The following is a 21478-nucleotide window of genomic DNA, read 5'->3' as shown; positions in this document are numbered from 1 at the left end:
GAAGCAATGTACCTGTATAATGCCCGCCCTTGGCATCAAGGGGATGGCTGTGCCTGAGAGAAAAGGCATGAGCGGCCTGAATTCTTTTTTCACTCCCAGGCCGGGGAGCAATAGGACATGCATATCATATGACTGCGTTACCTTTCCTTCGCCGAACTCGTGCGGCGTTCCGCACCGAGCTGCCTTTGATCCTGTATCTCGCGCGCCAGGATCTCGTCGATCGCCATTCCGGCTCCTTGCTCGGCGCCACTTGGACCTTCATCGCGCCGTTGGTCAATATCCTTGTCTTCGTGCTGGTATTTTCAAGAATCATGGGAGCCAAGCTAGAGGGCTACGGCGCCGAAATCGATCAATACGCCTACAGTATTTATCTGATCAGTGGTGTCCTGGCCTGGACAGCCTTTGCCAATGGCCTGGGCCGTATCACCAATCTCTACCGGGACCAGAGCCACCTGGTCACCAAAGTCAACGTCTCGTTGTTGGCGCTCCCTTTCTCAGTGCTGCTGGCAGAAGCGATCGTCTATGCCATTAGCATGGGTTTCTTCGTCGGCTTCCTGTTGTTGATCGACTTCCCGCTGTCAGCCTATTGGGGGCTGGTCCCCTTTGTCTTCGCCTTGCAGTGCCTGTTCGTTTACGCCGTGGGGCTGGGGCTGGCCGTCATGGCAGTCTATCTCAAGGACATCAAGGAAGTGGTCGCGGTCGTGCTGCAGGTCTGGTTCTGGATCACGCCGGTTGTCTATGTCGTCGATATCTTGCCATCTTGGGCGGTCGGATGGATGAAGCTCAATCCTTTCTTTACGTTGGTCGGCGCCTATCGCGATCTGATCATGTATCAGCGTCTGCCCGACATGCTACCCATCTCGCTTTTTGTCGTTATATCCGTCGGCATACTGTGCCTGTCACTGTGGCTGTTGAACAGAACCGAGCGCGACCTGCGAGACTGTCTATAGGAGGGGGCGATTCATGATCGACATTCAAGGTCTCAACAAGACATTCAAACTGTTTCACCGGCCTCTTGATCGTTTCCTGGAAGCCGTCACCAACAAGCGTCGCCATACCAGTTATCACGCCTTAAAGGATATTTCCTTTCAGGTGGCGCCTGGTGAAGTGCTTGGTGTCCTTGGCCGTAACGGGGCCGGCAAGTCGACTCTGCTCAAGTTGCTGACAGGCGTGTTACTGCCAGACAGCGGAACGATCCATATCGACGGGCGCGTCACGGGGCTTCTGGAGTTGGGTACCGGCTTCAACCCGGAACTCACCGGCCTGCAGAATATCACCGCTAACGGTTTGATGTTGGGCATGACCCATGAAGAGGTCGAAGCCAAGCGCGACGCGATTGTGGAATTCTCCGAGCTTGGTGAGTATATCCATGAACCGTTGCGGACCTACTCCTCAGGCATGACCATGCGCCTGGCGTTCTCCGTAGCCATTCATGCCGACCCGCGTTGTTTTCTGGTAGATGAAGCTCTTTCCGTAGGGGATGGCTACTTTCAGCAAAAGTGCATGAAACGCATACGCGAATTCAAAGAGAATGGCGGCTCGATCCTGTTCGTTTCCCACGATCTCAACGCGGTCAAGATGCTATGTGACCGAGCTCTGGTCATTGAGGGCGGTCATGTCATCTTCGATGGCAACGCCGACGATGCGGTCAACCGCTATAACCGAATCATGGCCAGGCAGGCCGAGGAGGAGGAAGGGCGGCACATCGAGCGTCAGCATGGTGCCTATGGTAGTGGCGAGATCCGTGTCACTGATGGCGAACTGCTCGGCGACGATAGCCGGAGCGCGACCGTATCCAGCGGAGAAACAATCAATGTAAGCCTGATTCTTGAAGCGACACAAGATATCAGCGATGCAACATTGGGCTTGCTGGTACGCGACCGTTTTGGTCAGGACATCTTTGGCGTCAATACCTTCCAACTGGGACAGAGCATCTCTATGCAGGCAGGTGAACGCCGTCAAGCTCGGTTACGGTTCAAGGCCGATATCGCGCCTGGTAAGTACACCGTCACTGTCGCCCTGCATAGCCGTGAACACCATCTCGAGGATTGCTATTGGTGGTATGACAGTTATCTACAGTTTGAAGTCGCCGGTTTCAAAAAACATTTATTTTCCGGGGTTTGCCGACTGCCGATGGAAATCCAGATGCTCCCGGTTGAAGCGAGCAGCGTAGCGGATCAGGAACGCTAGAAATATTAGGAAATACTCTCATGCCACAGTCATTCGATGACATCGATAGTCTTATCGGTCGATTAAAGGCCGTAGCGCGTCAGGTGGACACGGAAAACATCAGTGTCGAGCCTCCCTCTTTCGCTTATCGGAGCCGTCTGAATGAGCTATTAAAGGAAGGCGGCGACCCGTTGACTGTCAGTAATGCCCATTGTCCCCGCTTCGAGGAACTCATCGCACCGCTGCATAACGATGAAATCTTCCTACAGCGTGCCTATCGGGTAGTGATGGGACGCAATGCCGATCGTGACGGGCTACGCCAATACCTTGCCGAGCTTCCCCGAGCCGGGCGTCTTTATGTCGTTGCCGATCTGCTTTGCTCCGATGAGTCACGTGCCTATCTTGATCGAAACGGCGTAGTTATTCCCCGGCGTGGAGCGCTTACGCTACCGCTTCGAATGGCAGGGCGGCTCGGGCCTCTCAAGCGCTTGGCCCGGCCAGGGTTACGTCTCGCGTATCGGCTGGCGGGCATCATGCTGCGCTCCCGGCTGCAATTGATGGAGCGTGTTTCCGTACTTGAGAAAGCTCGGGGGCGGCAGGATAGCCTGATGCGCGACGTGCTTCTCGAGTTTGATGGAGAACTGCAACGACAGCAGGCGGTTTTCGAGCGAGAGGTCGAAGTTGGCAGCGCGCGAGACGAGCACCTGCAGCAACATGATCAGCGCTTCGATCGCAGTGAGCAACGCTTGAATGAAGTGGAGCGCCACCAGCCGGCTTTGTGGAGTGCTCTACAACACCAGCGTCGTACCGTTGAAAGGCTCGTGGAGTTGCCAAAGGAAAGGCTGGCGCAAGTCGACGGGGGAAGCCTATCCAGTGATCTCATCGATGCTTATTACCTAGCCTTCGAAGATGCCTGCCGAGGCAGCGAAGCGGCGATTACGGCGCATCTACTTCAATACCAGCCTCAGTTGGATGTAGCCATCAGCGTAGGTAGGCGGGCATTGGATCTGGGTTGCGGGCGCGGGGAATGGCTGGCATTGCTTGCCAAACAAGGCTTCGAACCTCGCGGTATCGACTTGAATATCGCCATGATCGAACATTGCCGTGATGCCGGTTTTGAAGTTGAACATGACGATATCGTCAATGGTTTGCGACGTCTGCCCGATAACAGTCATGCGCTGATTAGTGCCTTTCATATTGCCGAACACCTGCCGTTTGACGTGCTCTATGCCATGGTCGATGAAGCGCAGCGTGTGTTGGCACCCGGTGGCGTGCTGATTCTCGAAACGCCCAATCCGGAGAACGTACTGGTGGGCAGCCATACGTTCTATCACGATTTCACGCATCGCAATCCGCTCACACCCACCTCGATGACGTTCCTGCTGACCTATCATGGTTTCGCTGACGTCCAGGTTCGGCGTTTCAATCCTTATCCCGAGGAAGCCAAGGTGCCCGGCAATGATCCTCTGACCGAGCGCGTCAATGGGCACCTCTGCGGCCCACAGGACTTCGCGGTGATTGGCGCCAAGGCCGCACCTGCCGATACGCTTGAGGAACAGGAACAGGAACAGGAACAGGAACAGGAACAGGAACAGGAACAGGAACAGGAACAGGAACAGGAACAGGAGCCGAAGGCGAAGACGCGTCGTAAAGCGCCGAAGCGGCAGGGCCAGGAGGCAGACAAGTGAAAGTACTGGTAACTGCCAACCTGGTGCCGTTCATGCGCGGTGGCGCCGATTATCACATCGAGGGCGTGGCCAACGCCCTGCGCGAAAGCGGGCACGAAGTCGAGCTGCTGCGGTTTCCGTTTCGTTTCCAGCCCGAAGCCGACATCCAGCACCTGATGGATTACATCGAGACGCTGGACGTGACGGCCCCCAACGGGGTGCATATTGACAAGACCATCAGCCTGCAGTTTCCCGCCTATGGCGTGACGCATCCCGACCAGACTGTCTGGGTCATGCATCAGCATCGTGCCATGTACGAGCTATGGGAAGAAGCAACGGCCAACGAGGAACAGCGCAAGCTGCGCGACAGCATCCAAGCCTTCGACAACCGCCATCTGGCGCGTGCCAACCGGCTCTTCGCCAATTCACGACGGGTGGCAGAACGACTGCAGACCTACAACGGGCTCACCGCCGCGCCGCTTTATCATCCGCCGTTCCATGCCGAACGGTTCTACTGCGACGACGACTGGGGATACGTGTTCTGTCCCAGCCGTCTGGAAAGCCTCAAGCGTCAGGATCTACTGATCGAGGCGGCACGCCATCTTACCACTCCGGTACATATCCTGATCGCTGGCGAAGGCGGCCAACGGGGGCGTTATCAGGCACTCATCGAGCGTTACCGCCTGCAAGACCGGGTGCGTCTCACCGGGCGCTTCAGCGAGGCGGAAAAGCTGGCTTGGTACGCTCATAGCCTGGCGGTGTTTTTCGGCCCGCGCGACGAGGATTACGGCTATATCACTCTGGAGGCGATGCTCTCCGGCAAACCCGTCATCACCTGCGAAGATAGCGGCGGCCCGGGCGAGTTTGTCGAGCATGGCGACACCGGCTGGATTTTACCGCCGCAGCCCGAAGCGATCGCCGCCGCCATCGATGAGGCCTGGAATAACCGTGCGCGCACGGCGGAAATGGGGCGCAGTGGCCAAGCTGCCTATCACCGCGCCGGAATCAGCTGGCAGCAGGTGGTGGAACGCTTGCTGGGAGGGCCGGCATGAAGATAGCCCTCATCGCACCCAGTGCCGTTCCCTTCACCGTCGGTGGCGCGGAAAAACTCTGGTGGGGGCTGCTGCACCACGCCAATCAGCTCAGCGACCATCAGATGGAACTGATCAAGCTTCCCAGTCCTGAGCGCAACTTTCCCGAGTTGATCAGTAGTTACCAGCGTTTCGCCGAGCTGGACCTGAGCCACTTCGATCGGGTGATATCCACCAAATACCCAGCCTGGATGGTTCACCACCCGCAGCATCACCTCTATCTGCAACATACGCTGCGCGGCCTGTACGACACGTATCCCTGGCCGCAACACGCAGCTCACGACGCTTTCACTCCCGAGGCTTGGCCCGGCGAGAAGGCGCGCCAGGGAATCCGATTGCTGCGTCGTCATCCCAAGGTGAAAGGTCTGCAGCGGCTCCTTGAGGCGACGCCGGAGCGGGCCCAACTCCCTGAGCTATTCGAACGCATCCAGGCATTGCTGATTGACAACTCGCTTCCCGGCAGCGTCCGCGACGGTCTGTTCGCCTTTCCCGGCCCGTTGACCCGCGCCATCATCCACCACCTGGATGCCATCGCACTGGCCCCGGGCAACATCTCTCGTTATGCGGCGATTTCACGCAACGTCACCCGGCGTGCCGACTACTTCCCGCGTGGCGTGCCCATCCATGTCATTCATCACCCTTCCGACCTTCCGGTGTTTGAAGGGCGTAACAGTGACTATCTCTTCACGGTTAGCCGGCTCGATGGCCCCAAGCGCATCGATCTGCTGCTGCGCGCCTTCCTGCAAACCGATATCGATATCGAATTGCGTATCGCCGGTACCGGCCCCATGGAGGCCGAGCTCAAGGCCATGGCCGCCGATGATTCGCGGGTGCGCTTTCTCGGCTTCGTCCGCGACGCCGACATCGTCACGCAGTATCGCGATGCGCTAGCCGTACCGTTTCTGCCTTATGATGAAGACTATGGCCTGATCACCGTCGAGGCGATGAGCGCCGGCAAGGCCGTGATCACCTGCGCCGATGCTGGCGGCGTCAACGAATTCGTCGAACATGGCGTCACCGGCTGGAGCGTGCCGCCCAACGCCGGCGCGCTCGCTGCGGCACTCACCGAAGCCGTGGAAGATCGCGAGCGCACTCAGCGCATGGGAGAGCTTGCCCGCGAGCGTGTAGCGCATGTCATCTGGGCCGATACCGTGCGTGAACTGCTCGGCGACACGCCGGCGCCCGAGGGCGCCGACCCCCGTTTTCCCGTCGTCAAGGGGATAGGCGAGGGCATCCATTGGCTGGTGCTCAACACCTATTCCGTTTACCCGCCGATGGGCGGGGGCCAGAACCGCATGTACCACCTCTACCGGCATGTGGCCCGTGAACTTGGCATTCGCGTGACACTGCTGGTGTTGGCGCCGCCTGGCACTGAGGAAGGCCGACGGGAGATCGCCCCCGGCCTGACAGAGCACCGCGTTCCTCTGAACCGTGCTCAGATCGAAAGGCAACAAACGTTGGGCCACGCGCTGCAGGCCTCCGTTGACGACATCGCAGCGATTCGCGGTTGGGAGGAAAACCCTGACTTCATCCGGGCACTGCAGGAGTACGCGCAAACCGCGACGCTGGCAGTGTGCGCCCATCCTTATCTTGTTCACGCCCTGCAGGCTTACTATAACGGCCCCTGGGTCTACGAATCCCACAACGTGGAATCCGATCTCAAGCGGGCCATTCTGGCCAAGGCGCTGCAAGAAGGCATTCCCGAGGCGCAAACTGCCTTGGACGAAGTCGACGCTGCCGAGCGGCTGGCCTGCGAAGCTAGCCAAACCGTGCTGGCCTGCGCCGAAGGCGATCTTGAAACGTTTCGTCAACGCTATGAGTTACCCGAGGACAAGGGCGTCGTTGTCGCCAATTGTGCGGATCTGGAGCGGCTGCCCTTTATCGATATGGCTGCCCGGCGGCGTTGGCAGCTGCGCTTGGGTCAGCACTCTCCGGTGACGCTGTTCCTGGGCAGTTGGCATGGCCCCAATCTGGAAGCTGCCGACTTTATCTGTCAGCGCCTGGCGCCGGCGCATCCGGGCGTCATCTTCTTTCTGGCTGGCAGCCTGTGCCAGCATCCGGACTTTCAATACTTGCCACCCAACGTGCGCAGCCTCGGCCGGGTCAGCGATGCCGAGCTACGCGTGTTGCTGGCCAGCGTCGATGTGGCGCTCAATCCCATGTTCAGCGGCTCCGGCAGCAACTTGAAGATGCTCGACTACACCGCCAGTGGCGTGCCGGTACTGACCACCCCCTTCGGCAATCGCGGGCTCGATTTCCCTGATGAGGCCGTCTGGATGGCCGAGAAGAACGACTTCTCATCTGCCCTGCAAGCCTTATTGGCCAGCGAAGACGTCCACCTTCAGGCCCATGTCAGCCTGGCCCGGCAGCGTACGGAAAGCTGTTTCGCTTGGCCGAATGTCGTTCGGCCGTTGGCTTCGCTTCTCGCATGCTGATTTACTGACAGGTTTCGCTTAAGCCTATCTCAACTCGAGGCCAGTGCCGTAAGGTACTGGCTTTTTTTATTGCCAAAATGCGCTTTTTTGCTTTGCTAACCAGTCCCATATGATCTATTGGATATGTAATAAAAAATAACCATTGATCTTGATCAACATAAAAGCTTTCTTCTATTGATTGTTACAGAAATGTGTCCATTACCAAGGTAGGGTTGGCATATTTAAAAAAATAGACTACGCATTGAAGTGGTGACTCGCTGATTTTGAGCTTCGATAGGCCTTGGCCAGCCACGTTCAGATACGGGATGATGAAAACTCATTCTCAAAAATAGGAAAAACGCACCTAAACGGCACTATTTCGCGAAGAGTTAGCCGATCGCGAGGGGTGAAATGGTTTTTTGTTTTTTAAATCAGTAAGTTAAATGTTAAGCCAAAAGGGTTACTAGAGTAAGCATTTACTCTCGCCAAGCTCGCTCATTTAGGCTAACCTCAGCCCTGTCAGCGTAAGCCCTGCCAGTGGGTAACGCAGGCAAGGCCTCGGTGGGGAGGGGAATGAGATGATTTTATTCCCGGCTTTGCATGAATTTTCGCATTGACTTGACTGTAAATTCGCAATTACATTAGCCACTAACCGCGCCCTGTTGCAGTGGCCTATGTGAAGCGTATTGCTGATACAATTCGCAACAAGATCGCTGTAGGGGTGTGGCTCACTGAGCCGGGCTCGAGCGCTCAAGCAGTGAAGATGGCCGGCGTTACTAGGCCGCCGGCTTTGAAAAATCAAGGAGACTATAGTCCCATGGCTACACAAGCATCTGAGAATTTCGTACAACAGCTTTACGTTGCATATTATGGCCGTCCGGCTGACAGTGCGGGCCTACAGTACTGGGCGGAGCGTGCTGACGAGCAGGGACAAGGTGCGATTGTCAACGCTTTCGGTGAGTCACAGGAATTCCAGGAAGAGTTCGGCGATCTCTCCAACGAAGCGCTGGTCAACAACCTGTATCAGCAGCTGTTCAGCCGTGATGCAGACGAATCCGGCTTGGCCTACTACACCGGCGTGCTGGAGTCTGGCGAGAAGAGCCTGTCTGAAATCGCGCTGACTATCAGCAATGCGGCTCAGGGTTCCGATATGGAAGTCCGTGACGCACGCGTTGAAGCGGCAGACGCCTACACCGCTAAAGCCGGTGACAACTACGATGTCGACGTTGCCCAAAATCTGCTCCAGGGCATCGATGCCACCGATACCCAGGCCGATCTAGAAGCGGCACTGGCGCAGGTCGAGAACCTGCCGACGCAGTCCGGCGGCGACGGCCAGACCTTCACGCTCACTGCAGGTGCCGATCAGCTGACCGGTACTGCGGGCGACGATACCTTCCTGGCAACTGGCCTGTCCCTGTCTTCACTGGATACCATTGATGGTGGTGCTGGTGTCGATACCCTGCGTATTGAAGCAAATGCTGTTGGTAATACTGGTTATCCGGAACTTACCAGCATCGAGGCCGTTGAAATTGTCGGTGCTAGCGCTGGATCTCTCAACAACGTTAACGTCAACGAGTTGTCTGCTGACCTCGAAACGCTCAACTTCACTCGCGTAGACGAAGGTGCACCTCTGACCGTTTCTGGTTTGACTGAAGCGCAAACCGTTAACGTTACGCAGCGCGACACAGACGGTAACGGCACGCTTGCTACAAGCACTGTCACTACCAATGTGGCCAATGGCTCTACTGTCAAGCTGGGCGTCAATGCTAGCAATGTCGCTCTGACTACTGCTGTTGCGGCTTCTAACAGTGCCGATGCGGTCGACACGCTGAACCTGACCACTACTGGTGAGTCCACGGTTGCCGTTACTAACGCAGCCGATCTCCGCACTGTCACTGTCAACGCTTCCGATGAGCTTGATCTGACCCTGGCCAACTTGGGCGATACTGGTTCTGTGGAGGAAGACGGTGCAGTGACAGTAGACGCATCCGCTTCAACTGGCGACATTGATCTGGACCTTGCTGGTTCCGATCAAGTTTCCAGCGTTACTCTGGGTGCCGGCGACGACACCCTCAGCGCTGCTGATGTTGACCTGAGCGATGGCGATGTGACTCTGGCCGGTGGCGAAGGTCGCGACACGTTGACGCTGGCTAGCACACAGGACGTAACTAACCTGTACAACGCCAATTCAGCGACTGTTAGCGGTTTCGAAGTCCTGGATATTTCGGGCCTCTCTGGCACGCTGAACAACGGCACTCTGACTAACGCTGGTTTTGAAGCACTGGAAATTTCTGACGCAGATGGCGGCACTGTTGAAGGGCTTACAGAAGAAACTAGTGTGACGCTGCAGGACTCAGATTTTAAAGCGGGCGTTACTGCCGATCCGTCTGCTACTCCGCCGGTTGTAGGGGTTGCTGAATCAGGCCGTGACACCATCACCCTGGACGTGAACGGTGCTGCTGATGATGATGACGCCAGCTTCGGCTTCACCGTCATGGGCCGCGATGGTGCGAACGCTGGTTATGATGTCACTGTCGATGAGGTTGAAAACGTTTCCGTTCAGACTGTCGATGCCGACGCCGACACTTACCAGATGACCGATCTGGACCTGAGCGCTGACGCGGTGAAAACCCTGTCGATCTCTGGTGCCGAAGCTGTTTCTTTCAATGGCAGTAGCCTGACTACTCTCGAGTCTATCGACTTGAGCGGTGTCACCGCTGACTCGGATGCTGACGCTGGCGAATACGCTTCTGAAATCCTCGGTCTAGAAGATGGCGTTTCTGTGACTGGCTCTGCGAACGCTGACAAGATCAGTGCCGCCATTGATGGTGAAGTTGAAGCCGGTGCCGGTGACGACTATATCAACGTCGATAACTCAGCTACCGTCACTGGTGGTGAAGGCGACGATACCTTCAATCTTTCTACCTACACCAATGACGTGTCCGCGACCAACTTCGCCACCATCACTGATTTCGAGGAAGGTGATGTGATCGACTTTGGCACGGCTGTAGACGGTTTCGAAGAGACCACTGTGACTACCGCTCCGGGCGTAACTGCTACTTTCCAAGACTACTTGGATGAAGCCGCGTCAGGTTCAACAGTAGGACAGGTGAATTACTTCGAGTTCGACGGTAACAGCTATCTTGTTCAGGATAACGCTGCCGGTGCTACCTTTAGCGCCACAGACGGCGATCTGCTCGTCGAACTGACTGGTAGCGTTGATCTGACCGGTCTGCAAGCTGTCAGCAACGGCAGTTCACAGGTCGAAATCGCCTAATCCACTCCCACGGATTGGATGCATTCCCCGGCTCGCCGGGGAGTGTCAAAGCGAGAAGTAATACCGAACCCCGTCTCATTGAGGCGGGGTTTTTTGCTTAAGGGCTATTCGGTGACGGATAAAGCCACCGGTATTCTGCAAGCAATTGACCAGTAACTATTTCATTCCCGCTAAGCTGTGTGTTCACTATCAGTGTCAGTTGAGCCATCCCAGCTACGAGGTAAATTCATGGGCGATTGGACCGACGGTTACGTCTCGGATATCGAATATACCTACGGCTATTTTCACGAGCTCAATCCGCTACGCATCAAGCTGGCCTTCCTGAATGCCGGACTGGCGTTTCCCGAGGTGGGCACCGCCTGCGAATTGGCTTTCGGGCAGGGCATGAGCATCAATAGCCATGCCGCCGCGACCGTGGTCGACTGGTACGGTACCGACTTCAACCCCTCCCAGGTAAGTTTCGCGCAGGAGCTTGCTGCCCAGGCCGGATCCGGCGCACAGCTCTTCGATCAGGCGTTCGAGGAGTTCTGTCAGCGCCCCGATCTGCCGGACTTCGATGTCATCGCCCTGCACGGTATCTGGAGTTGGGTGTCCGATGCCAACCGCAGCGTTATCGTCGACTTCATTCGCCGCACGCTGAAACCCGGCGGGGTGGTCTACGTCAGCTACAACACTCAGCCCGGCTGGGCGGCCTTTGGCCCCATGCAGCACCTGCTTAGGCAGCACGGTGATACCCTGGCCGCCCCGGGGTACGGCTCGGTATCCCGGGTGGGTGACGCCCTGGCGTTCGCCGAGCGCCTGATGGCCGTCAACCCGGCCTACGCCAAGGCCAACCCACAGGTCAAGGAGCGCCTGGATAACCTCAAGGGCAAGAACCGCCAGTACCTGGCCCATGAGTACTTCAACCGGGATTGGCACCCGATGCACTTCTCGACCACCGCCGAGTGGTTGGCACCCGCCAAGCTGAGCTACGCCTGCTCGGCGCACTTGCCTGACCATGTCGACGCGATCAACCTCACCCAGGAGCAGCAGGCGCTGCTCAAGCAGATTCCCGATTCGGCATTCCGCGAGGACGTGCGCGACTTTATCGTCAACAAGCAGTTCCGGCGCGACTACTGGGTCAAGGGCCTGCGGCAGTTATCCGCCCTGGAACAGGCGGAAGGGCTGCGAGAGCAACGTGTCATGCTCACCACGCCGCGCAGCCAGGTCGCTCTCAAGGTCAAGGGCGCGCTGGGCGAGGCCGACCTGAGCACCGCCGTTTACACGCCGCTTCTCGACCTGCTGGCTGATCACCAACCCCAAAGCCTGCAACAGATCGAGCAAGCCCTGCAGGGCACGATCAACCTGGCCCAGCTCCGTCAGGCTGTCATGCTGCTCACCGGGGCCGGGCATCTGTCCCCCGTGCAGGACGAGGACACCGCTAGCCGCGCCAAGCCACGTACCGATCGCCTTAACGAACAACTAATGAAACGTGCCCGGGCCAGTGCCGATATCGCCTATCTTGTCAGCCCCGTTACCGGGGGCGGTGTCGCGGTGCCCCGCTTCCAGCAATTGTTCTTGCTGGCCCTGTCGCAAGGTCACGAACAGCCCGAGCACTGGGCGCAGTTCGTCTGGCAGCTACTCGCCGCTCAGGGGCAACGGGTCGTCAAGGAGGGCAAGCCACTGGAAAGCGCCGAGCAAAACCTCGCCGAACTCACCGCCCAGGCCCAGGATTTCGACGCGCATCGCTTGTCCCTCTTGAAAGCCTTGCAGATCGCCTGAACACAGACCCCTACAGAGTGCCCAACGCCAAACACCTGCACTTTAATCTTACCAGGAGACACAATGAGTCAATGGACCGCGGTATCCCGCACTCAACACGCTGAAACGAATTTCTGGCCTCGCCAGGGCTACGGCTTCGCCGCCCAGGAACAGGTCGTGCCGATTCTGGACGTCATCCTTATTGAGATCGATGCGGATTAGCAGCGGATTTTCAGACAAAAAAACATTAAAAGAAGGGAACGGTAAATGAGAATTAGTGAAGGGGTGGTTTTTGCTGCTGCGGTGATGGTATCCATCGATACCTATGCTTTTGATGAAGCCGATGCTTCTCGTCTTGTGCAACGGTTTAGCGAAACGGTTGCCTGCCAGATCCCGAACTCGGCAGAAAGCACGCCGCTGCAATACAAGGCCGTACAGGTCAGGCAGGGGATGGATGAGGTGGACGGGTTCGGCGCCCAGTATATCGTTTACTGGGAAGGGGATTATGGCTGCTACGGCGGTAATGGAACGCAGCGCCCCAATTTTACGGTCGTCGAGCGGAGTGGGTTTGGTTCTGCCGATCCTGTCGTCAAAACTGAATACACGATGCCTGAACTGGATCTTGTCCGCGTTACGGATTTTCATGTGGGCGAGAGCGAGGGGGGCGTACACATCGAAGGGGTGGCGTACGGCCCTGACGACCGTCAACACGATCCGAGCAAACCCGTTGTGTATGATGTCGAGCTAGGGTTCAGTGGCTTCGAAGCTGTCTCGAAGGGCAATTGATCCCGGTAATCGGGTGAACGTCACCTCACTCGTGAATGGCTTTCCGTGAGGGCCTGGGAAACACCGTGCGTGACAACACCGGCGAGAATCGAGGCCGCTTCTCCGAGCATGACGAGGAACCGGCCTTCGATTTCTGGGAGCGGTCCCGTAGCCTCGATGGCTTGTACACCCGCGAGAGTGCAGGTGCGGTCAAAGCCAAAGCTCTGAAAATCGGATCAATATCGATGGTGGCGAATACAGCCTGTATGAGCGTCCCGAGAGTGCTCGTGAACAGGTCGCCAAACTGCCGACCGCTCAGGAATCACTCGTCTGCAGCACTAGCTGGCGGCTGCGGAGAGGGCACGCACCGTCTATACGCGCTGGGCGGAGAGCCGCTCAAGTAGATGCATCGATAACATGTTCATACCTTTAAAGGCATAAATCGCTCATGATGAAGTTCAGTCGCTTGGCCGTTGTGCTGTTGGCCGTAATACCATTACAAGCTTTAGGAGAGCCTGCTTTTTCAGCCGATGAAGGGGTTGGTACGAATCCCGAGTTGGATGAAGCGACTAGGCAGTTCCTCATGAAGGAGGCGGAGGTTCGGCGCGAGTGCCAGCTTGCCGTCGAGTTATGGCGATCAGACTGGGAAAGCGGTATTGGTCGATGGAATGATGGGGTTCAAAGGCCATGGGGGAAGGATGTGGCGGTTTTAGTGGAACCATTGGGAGAGCATATCCGTCAAGTTGCTGACCCAACCCTGCAGGCTCGGTTGCTCGATGGACTGGAGGATCTGGCAAAAGAACATTGCTTTGCCCAAAAAACGATACTGGACTTGCTGATGTCGCAACTAAAAAATATTGATAAGCGACATTGATCCTTTTAATTTCGCTCCACTGGTCGAGAATGGTGATGCACGATGCAACCTGACAGTTCAGATTGGGGGAATGGTGAGTTGGTGCCGGAAGATCTTAACGGCAATCAGAGATTTTCTATTGATTTCTCAACGGCAGGACAGCTCATGTCGGCCGCATTGGCCGGCGATGAGTCAGCGCCGGCTTATTGCTCTGCCATTGTCGGGCACCGATGAAAGCGATATGGGCCGGGTAGCGATAATCGTAGCTGCATGACAGGGGAAGCGCGGCAGAGCGGGCGACGGCAAACGGGTCTGTTCGCTGGAGCGTGACTGGTACAATCGGTCATCGTTTTCCAACCTTTTCCTCCCTGATGGAGTTCTCGATGGCGAAATGGACCGCGGTATCCCGCACTCAACACGCTGAAACGAATTTCTGGCCCCGTCAGGGCTATAATTTTGCTGCCCAGGAACAGGTCGTGCCGATCCTGATCGCCGAGCTGACCAAGCTATTGCAGCACTATACGCTGGGCTTCATCCAGCAGGGCGAAGGCGTTCACTCAAGTTACCAGCCCGTGGCGCTGACCGGGTTGGGTGGCGAGCGTAACCTCTACGTGCATTCTGACGGTCGCTGGCTGGCGAGCTACGTGCCGTCGATTCTGCGCGGTCATCCCTTCCGTATGGCCAAGGCCGATAACGACCAGCAGGTATTGGCGGCCGAGCAGGACAGCCTGACCGATGAGCCCTCCGCCCAGCCACTGTTCGATGACGACGGCAACCTCACCGAGAAGGTCCAGCAGACGCTGAACTTCCTCACCCAATGCGACAAGAACCGTCAGGTAACCGCCAAGGCCAGTCTGCTACTGGGCGAGACCGGGCTGATCGAGCCCTGGCCGCTCAAGATCGAACGCGGGGAAGGGCAGGAACCGATCACCGTGCAAGGGCTTTATCGCATCAACGAGAAGGCGCTCAACGACCTAGCCGCTGAAGCCTTTGCCGATCTGCGCAAGCACGGCGCCCTGGCGTTGGCCTACGCCCAGCTGTTCTCGATGAGCCAGCTCTCGCAGTTCACCGAGCGGGCCAAGTTTCACGAAAAGTATCATGCCAAGCAGGCCGGCCAATCAGCCAGCCGGGACATCGATAGCCTGCTGGATGGCGATGAGGACGATCTCACGTTCGATTTCGGGGACTGATTCCGTACCCTAGGTGGTTCAATTTTCAGGCAGATAGGGAGCTTTTACCCCATGGCCGATACCGATACCCAAGCAAACCAGACCGTGACCATCGACGGTACCGAATACAACGTGGCGGACCTGTCCGAGAATGCCCGTAGCCAGGTCACCAACCTGCGCGTCACCGACCAGGAGATCGCCCGCTTGCAGCAACAGCTGGCGATCAACCAGACGGCACGTACCGCCTATGCGCGGGCGCTGAGCGAAGAACTGTCCCATAAGGAGACCCATTGATCATGATGCGATTGATTGCAGTGGCCGCCACCGGACTCCTGCTGGGTGGCTGCGTGCCGTTTGTGCCAATTATTTGATGGCACTCAACAATGGGTTTTGGCTGCGCTGGGATACAGGCAGGGTGCTGAGAGGAGAGTAAATGAGTCAAGACGTATTTGAAGCGCAAGTCACGAAGCTCCTGCACCTGCATGCACCGGTAAAGGCTCGCCAGTTAGCGACCATCCTGGGGGATGAGTTCGGCCTGCATGTTGATCGAAGCGGCGTCAATACGCTGCTATACCGTCTACGCACGGAAGGCAAGGCAGAGATCGATGCCTCATACCGCTGGCGTCTGGCAGGGGCCGCCACCCAGGCGGGCGACGGCGCCGACACTAGTGTTGCGTCCGTGCCTGCTGAACCTGCTCAGCCGACCATTGCATTTACCGATGAGCAGCAGGCGGTGATCGACCTCGATCCTTCTCAGCACTTGCTGGTTCGTGGCCAGGCGGGCAGCGGAAAAACCACCGTGCTGGCCGCCAGGGCGGGCAGGCTGCTCTCGGCCATGGCCAAGGGGTCGCTGCTGTTTCTGACCTACAACTCGGCCCTGTGTGCCTACGTCAAGAAAGCGTTTCGCCAGGCGGGGATGAAAGGTGATGTGGACGTTAGAACCTTCCATGACTGGTCACGCAGCACGGCCAAAGCAATGGGATTCGAATTCACCGGCTGGGTCGATGGCAAGGCGCGTGGCGAACAGCTCAAGCGGCTGGTCAAGGAGGCAGAAGAAGAGGTTGGCAGGCATCGGCTCTTCGATCTGAAGGAAGCGCCGGATCTGCTGGGCTGGTGGGGCGACGAAATCGCCTGGCTGTTCGGTCAGCACGTCACACGGCTCGAAGACTACCTAGCGGTTGAGCGCACGGGGCGGGGCACCGCGGTGCGGGTCACGCAGGAGGATCGACGCTTCATCTGGTGCGTCTACGAGCTGTATCAGGAGTGGCTCGAGGAAACCCGCCAGGAAGACTACGACAATCCGGCCGGCCTGTTATTGCGCGTCCTGATGGAACGGGGCGGGGATCTCCCTGATGAATACCGCTATGACCATGTCATGATCGACGAGGTGCAGGACTTCGATAAGAGCTGGTTGTTGGTGGCCGCGAAGATTCCGCGTGTATCGCTCAGTATGGCCGGAGACATGGCCCAGAAGATCTATCGACGCAGCTTTACCTGGACATCGGTCGGTATTCAGGTGCAGGGCGGTCGTTCCCGGCGTCTATCCGCCAGCCATCGCACTACGCGACAGATCATGGACGTGGCCGAGCATCTATTGGCGGACAATGATGTGGCCGAGAACACCGATTATACGGCGCCGGTACGCCCGGATAAAAATGGTGAACGCGTCAGGCTGCTTCTTGCTGCCGATGCGAAACAGGCCTACGACAAGGGCTACGATTACGTGGCCAGCGAGTTCAAGCGGGTGCGCACGACGTCAGTGGCGGTGGTGCTGCCGTTCTCTCGTCAGCTCTATCCCGCTCAGAAGGCATTGGAAAAGCGCGGCGTAAAGGTCAAGAAGGTCAAGGGCGCAGGACTTGGCGGCTTTACAGGCGGGGTGGCCGTCACCACCTATCACCAGCTGAAGGGTCTCGAGTTCGACCATGTGGTCGTCATGGGCCTGCACGATGCTCAGTATCCCGGCCGCATTCTCGACAGTATCGCCCGAGAAGATATGGAACAGGAGGCCAGCCTGTTACGGCGTGTGCTGTACGTTGCCATGACACGTGCCAAGCAGAGCGTCACCCTGGTCGGGTCCCTGCCGTTCTGCCGGTTCTTCGAAGACGTGCCGGAAGAGCTGTTTGAAAGCCTTTGATGGGCAGGGCGGTTTCTTGCTGTTCGGAAGCCTGACCAGCCGCTGACAGTGTGGGTTACTGTTTCGTGCGGTTGGCCCGGCGCGGGCACCGGCTGAACATCGCCGCGTACGACGCGCATCGCCAACCCTAGTACGCTTATGCATGGGCGCTGACGAAGAGCCACCCAAGCAAGAGCACTGAGCCGATCAAACAAAGAGCTGAATGAGCTGACATGCCATTACAGAACCGAGTCGACCCCTCTGGTAGCCTGCAGGCTGTAAGTGCGCGGGGCAGTTTGCTGGGGAATCGAGGCATACTGCACGATGACGAGCGGAATATTATCCGTCCCTGGAAAACGAAAGCCTGGGTGACCTGCGTGCTGGACTATCCCGGCTACGAGCGGCCTGTCTTCGAGCCCGATAAATATTCACAGCTGTTCTTCTTCGATGAGGCCACGGCCTTTGCGGCAGGGCATCGCCCCTGTGGCTCATGTCGCAGTCAGCGCTTCCGTGAGTTCAAATCGCACTGGCTGACCGCCAATCCCGGCGCGGTGGCGGGTGACAAGCCGTCGATTGGCGCTATAGACAAGGTATTGCACACCGAGCGGACCCTACGAGGCGGAGCTAAGGTCACCTTTGAGGCGCCGATTGAAACGCTACCGTTCGGTACCTTCATCGAAAAGGCAGACGCTGCTTATCTGGTCACCGATACGGCACTGCTCCCCTGGTCGTTTCATGGCTACAGCCAAGCGCGACCGCTTCCTGAGCCGGGTACGAGCGTGACCGTTCTCACCCCGGCTTCGATCGTTCAGCTGTTCCGGCACGGCTTTCGGCCCCAGGTGGATGCGTCTGCCAGCTTAAATGAGTGACGGTGATGCGCCGGTCACTGCCCTGGGGTGGGCCCTGCATCCGTTTACCGTTCGTGCCGATTATCTGCCGTTCCCTGCCGCTCTGTGCGGCGTTTTATGCCTTCAGCCGACCATCTTGCCACCTCGCGATGTTAACGCGCCTGTGGCCCCGTTGTGCTGCTATCATGGCGGCATGACCGACTCCCCCGACGCCCAAGGCCCTGACGAGGCCCCGATCCCTTCCGAGACCCGCACAGCTCTCCTGGCCACGCTGGAAAGCTACGAGCACCTGCTGTTCGAGTCGATGGGCCAGGCGGACTATGACGCTCTGCGTGCCCTGTACGCCGACTGGGTCGAGCGTTTGGGCGACTCGCCGGAAGCCATCGCGATCTGCGATGGCCTGGATGATTTCATCGACGCCAATGTTGAAGAGGGCGACGCGGAGCGGGCCTACTTCGACCTGGTGGCCACGCTGCAGCAGGGTGGGGCATAAATGCTGTTGTCGCCGTCATTCCATAGTGCGCACAGGGCAACGTAGCGCTCGGTGAGATTCGCCTTGGCAACATGGCCCAGGTTGCGAAAGATCTATCGGTACGGTGGACCACAGCGAGGGGTTCCAGGCCGCTGGTCAGGCCTTATGCCATACAACGACCGTTACCCTGTCCCACCCGCACGAGACGCCAGTCTCTGTAGCAACATCACTACCGGCCCGGCCTAGAGCAGCGGCGTCTGGTTCCTGAGAAAAGATACCTTGATGATGAACCAGTGGCGCTGCATGGAGATGCGGTCGATCAGGAGGGTCTGCTGACTCGAATGCTGCGTATGGTAATCTTTATTAGGCCTACGAGGCGGTGATCTCCAGTAAAACAAGAGGCAGGGAATGGCGAATAACGGGCACAGTAACGACGGTCAACCTTCAAAACCGATGTTAAGTCCCACAGTGATTTCCGACATGCAGCAGCGCATGCAGGAAATGGCAAAAAGTACTCTTTCGGGTGACGATGAAGACGAGCAGGAGGATAACCAGGCGTCGCTTGATGACACGCCACCGCTGCCTCCCGAAGAAGAGTCGAGGGTTGCCTCATCCAAGTTTTACTATCCTTCGCCTGCTGCGTCACAGACCATTTCTAACAGTCCCGGTCTCTATGCACCGCCTTCTGACCTTACGCCTCCCATGCCGCCTAACCTTCCTTCAGATAATGGGCCTTATAATGGCAATATAGCTTCCTCTCACCCTACCCAGGAGTCCGGCCGCCCCCGTCGTGATAAGCAAGTGGAATACGTTATCGGCCTGCTGAATGCACAGTTCCGGTTGACACGAAATGAAACGAAAAGCGTGCTATTGGCAGATCGATTCACGGGTCAATTGTTGCCGCTAATGGATGATGTGGTTGTCGAGCTCGTGAAAGGGATGTGTTGGCGTTCGACGGCACCGAGGCGACAGGACGTGTCGAATGGTGTCATTAAATCCGCATTAAGTATCTTTGGCGATAGTGCCTTCTCTGAACTTGTATTGCCCTTCTATGGGCGTGCAGGATACGACCTTCGCGAAGGAAAACGCTATCTTGACACGGGGTATCAGTGCGTGTCCTTTTCGCCTGGTTTGCCCACCTACCAAACCGTGACTGGTATTCCGCATATCAGGCCCCGTGACAGCTTGCCGATGAACTTTCCTGAGGGAATCGGCAACATCCATCCCCAAGACGTAACCGTCTTGTTCGACATCACGGCGCTACCAGGCGAGAGTGACGTGCTGGTCATTGCATGGATGGTATTGGCCTGGAGACCGGATAGCTCACAGGTCATGCTTGAGCTATTGGGCGAGCCCCATGTCACGCTTGAAAAGGCACAACAGCTACTCAAGCGCGTACTGGATCCGGCAACCTATAACCTGGAGAGCCAAGTCCCCAAGACGCTCAAGCAGCTGGATGACTATGCACAGCGTCAATACCTGTTGAGCTTTACTCGGGTTGAAGCGTTATCAGGGACGCAGCAGAAAGGGCTTTTCAGCCTCATGCAAGGGAAGCCGGTGGCATGGAGGTCAAAAGGAAAGCGTTCGGATGTGGAGATTAAAGTCCAATGTCCGGTCATGCTCAACAGCGCAGAAAGTGTGGTGACGTACACACCGCTAGCGGATGCGACGCTCAGCGTTGAGCTTGTAAATGATGAAGAACCGCTGTCAAGAGACACTGCAGTGAAAGATCCAGCGCTCGCAGAAGTCACTATCATTTATGGTTTGCTTCAGGTGTTTGGTTACGTCAACCGCTATTGGCCGCATGTCGAGAGCGACCGACGATTTGAGCGATACGGTGGCTTACAGGATTTATGCCGTATCGGCGAGCTGGTCGCCGTCTGTCTTGGCCGTGAGCCCAACGATTTCTGGCAGCAGTTTAACGCCAACCAGCAAAGCCGCCGTGAGTATGAATTGGAAGAAAGCCCCGTTGCTCTGGCCGTGAAGCGCTGTCTTGAAAAGGAGCCGGAAGGCGTCATCGAGGCCGCCGTCAAAGATTGGCTCGTTCGCCTGGAGGCCTACCGTCCAGCGCGCGATCCCACGAAGAGTTGGCCCGACACCGCGCGTGGGTTGGCGGCGAAGTTCAAGCAAAGCCGCTCACTGCTCGAATCGTTTGGTATATGCCTTTACCCCTTGGAACAGCGTGGTCCCTATGGACGGTGGCGGGCCGAGCGCATTGCTGAGGCAGTGCCGAGTTAAGCGGCTTCTGTGTGTCGCTGGACAAGCATGGGCATGACATTGTGACTTTAAAGCAGAGAAAAACGCTGTAACGGACCGTGGAATGACCGTTTTCTGGCATAAAGAACACTTTTAATGTCTAGTTCTCGTCACTGTGTGACGCCATGCGCCTCTTGCTCGCCTCTGACTACAGAGGCTTAGCCGGGTATGCCGGAGCACATGGCGCAGCAGCGCAATCCGGCCTTACAGGATTTTCTACCTCGATGGCTTACGCCAGGCGTCAAGGGCCAAGTTCCTTGAGCCCCCGTTCCAGCAGGGTCCGGGCGGGGCCCGAGGGACGGCGTCGCCCCTGTTCCCACTCCTGCCAGGTGCGCACGTTAATCCCTAAGCGATAGGCAAAGGCGGCCTGGGTGTCTCCTCGCGCCCGACGCAGGCTGATTGCAGCTTGGAGTAGGGCCTGAATATCCTGGGAACGGCGCGTCTCGCTCTGCGTTGAAGATGCCGAGATGGGACAATGAGAGGTGGTTTCTGGGGCCGGCCTGCTTTCAAAGGGCGGTAAGTCCGGACTGAATGTTGTACGTGGGGCCTGGTGATAAGCGGCTACGGTTTGGGGATTTTCGGCTTCGAACTGACGTACCCAGCGATCGGCAAGGCTTTCCATGGGAGCTCTCCTGAGAATGGAA

17 protein-coding genes are annotated in these 21478 nt (G+C 57.5%); 16 read left to right on the top strand and 1 reads right to left on the bottom strand.

Annotated features, from left to right (window positions below; genetic code table 11):
• The first annotated feature begins 128 nt into the window (after nt 1–128).
• From ACW4DH_RS13200 to ACW4DH_RS13125, 16 genes are all read left to right on the top strand, one after another.
• Nucleotides 129–950, top strand: a complete 822-nt coding sequence (locus ACW4DH_RS13200; protein WP_459636858.1) for an ABC transporter permease — start codon at nt 129–131, stop codon at nt 948–950.
• A gap of 13 nt (nt 951–963) precedes the next feature.
• Complete coding sequence (locus ACW4DH_RS13195) at nt 964–2190, top strand: ABC transporter ATP-binding protein (protein ID WP_459636857.1); 1227 nt, start codon at nt 964–966, stop codon at nt 2188–2190.
• Nucleotides 2191–2210: 20 nt separating this feature from the next.
• Nucleotides 2211–3857: a methyltransferase domain-containing protein gene (locus ACW4DH_RS13190; protein WP_459636856.1), complete on the top strand. Its 1647-nt coding sequence runs from the start codon at nt 2211–2213 to the stop codon at nt 3855–3857.
• Nucleotides 3854–4888: a glycosyltransferase family 4 protein gene (locus tag ACW4DH_RS13185; RefSeq protein ID WP_459636855.1), complete on the top strand. Its 1035-nt coding sequence runs from the start codon at nt 3854–3856 to the stop codon at nt 4886–4888. The genes ACW4DH_RS13190 and ACW4DH_RS13185 overlap by 4 nt, the downstream gene beginning before the upstream one ends.
• The gene (locus tag ACW4DH_RS13180; RefSeq protein WP_459636854.1) at nt 4885–7362 is read left to right on the top strand and encodes a glycosyltransferase family 4 protein; all 2478 of its coding nucleotides are present in this window, start codon (nt 4885–4887) and stop codon (nt 7360–7362) included. The genes ACW4DH_RS13185 and ACW4DH_RS13180 overlap by 4 nt, the downstream gene beginning before the upstream one ends.
• Nucleotides 7363–8158: 796 nt before the next feature.
• Nucleotides 8159–10618 (top strand): DUF4214 domain-containing protein, encoded by a 2460-nt coding sequence (locus tag ACW4DH_RS13175; RefSeq protein ID WP_459636853.1) that lies wholly within the window; start codon nt 8159–8161, stop codon nt 10616–10618.
• A gap of 228 nt (nt 10619–10846) precedes the next feature.
• Nucleotides 10847–12379 carry a methyltransferase regulatory domain-containing protein gene (locus ACW4DH_RS13170; RefSeq protein ID WP_459636852.1) on the top strand — a complete coding sequence of 511 codons (1533 nt, stop codon included), beginning with the start codon at nt 10847–10849 and terminating at the stop codon, nt 12377–12379.
• A gap of 63 nt (nt 12380–12442) precedes the next feature.
• Nucleotides 12443–12580, top strand: coding sequence for a hypothetical protein (locus tag ACW4DH_RS13165; RefSeq protein WP_459636851.1), 138 nt, complete (start codon nt 12443–12445; stop codon nt 12578–12580).
• Between the two features lie 45 nt (nt 12581–12625).
• Nucleotides 12626–13144, top strand: coding sequence for a hypothetical protein (locus ACW4DH_RS13160; protein ID WP_459636850.1), 519 nt, complete (start codon nt 12626–12628; stop codon nt 13142–13144).
• Between the two features lie 427 nt (nt 13145–13571).
• The gene (locus ACW4DH_RS13155; RefSeq protein WP_459636849.1) at nt 13572–13997 is read left to right on the top strand and encodes a hypothetical protein; all 426 of its coding nucleotides are present in this window, start codon (nt 13572–13574) and stop codon (nt 13995–13997) included.
• A 362-nt stretch (nt 13998–14359) separates the two neighbouring features.
• A complete protein-coding gene (locus ACW4DH_RS13150; protein ID WP_459636848.1) occupies nt 14360–15166 on the top strand; it encodes a SapC family protein in 807 nt (268 codons plus the stop codon).
• 51 nt (nt 15167–15217) lie between these two features.
• The gene (locus ACW4DH_RS13145; protein ID WP_459636847.1) at nt 15218–15439 is read left to right on the top strand and encodes a DUF6447 family protein; all 222 of its coding nucleotides are present in this window, start codon (nt 15218–15220) and stop codon (nt 15437–15439) included.
• A 139-nt stretch (nt 15440–15578) separates the two neighbouring features.
• Nucleotides 15579–17279, top strand: coding sequence for a 3'-5' exonuclease (locus ACW4DH_RS13140; RefSeq protein ID WP_459636846.1), 1701 nt, complete (start codon nt 15579–15581; stop codon nt 17277–17279).
• A gap of 212 nt (nt 17280–17491) precedes the next feature.
• Entirely contained in the window at nt 17492–18127 is a 636-nt protein-coding gene (locus ACW4DH_RS13135) for a hypothetical protein (protein ID WP_459636845.1), read from the top strand.
• A complete protein-coding gene (locus ACW4DH_RS13130) occupies nt 18120–18599 on the top strand; it encodes a hypothetical protein (protein WP_459636844.1) in 480 nt (159 codons plus the stop codon). Before ACW4DH_RS13135 ends, ACW4DH_RS13130 begins: the two co-directional genes overlap by 8 nt.
• Before the next feature lie 387 nt (nt 18600–18986).
• Nucleotides 18987–20816: a hypothetical protein gene (locus tag ACW4DH_RS13125; protein WP_459636843.1), complete on the top strand. Its 1830-nt coding sequence runs from the start codon at nt 18987–18989 to the stop codon at nt 20814–20816.
• A 259-nt stretch (nt 20817–21075) separates the two neighbouring features.
• On the opposite strand, the gene ACW4DH_RS13120 is transcribed toward ACW4DH_RS13125, so the two are convergent.
• Nucleotides 21076–21456 (bottom strand): helix-turn-helix domain-containing protein, encoded by a 381-nt coding sequence (locus ACW4DH_RS13120; protein ID WP_459636842.1) that lies wholly within the window; start codon nt 21454–21456, stop codon nt 21076–21078.
• Between the last annotated feature and the right edge of the window lie 22 nt (nt 21457–21478).

The organism is Halomonas sp. WWR20, from assembly GCF_054602495.1.
This window is presented reverse-complemented; position numbering and strand designations above follow the sequence as displayed.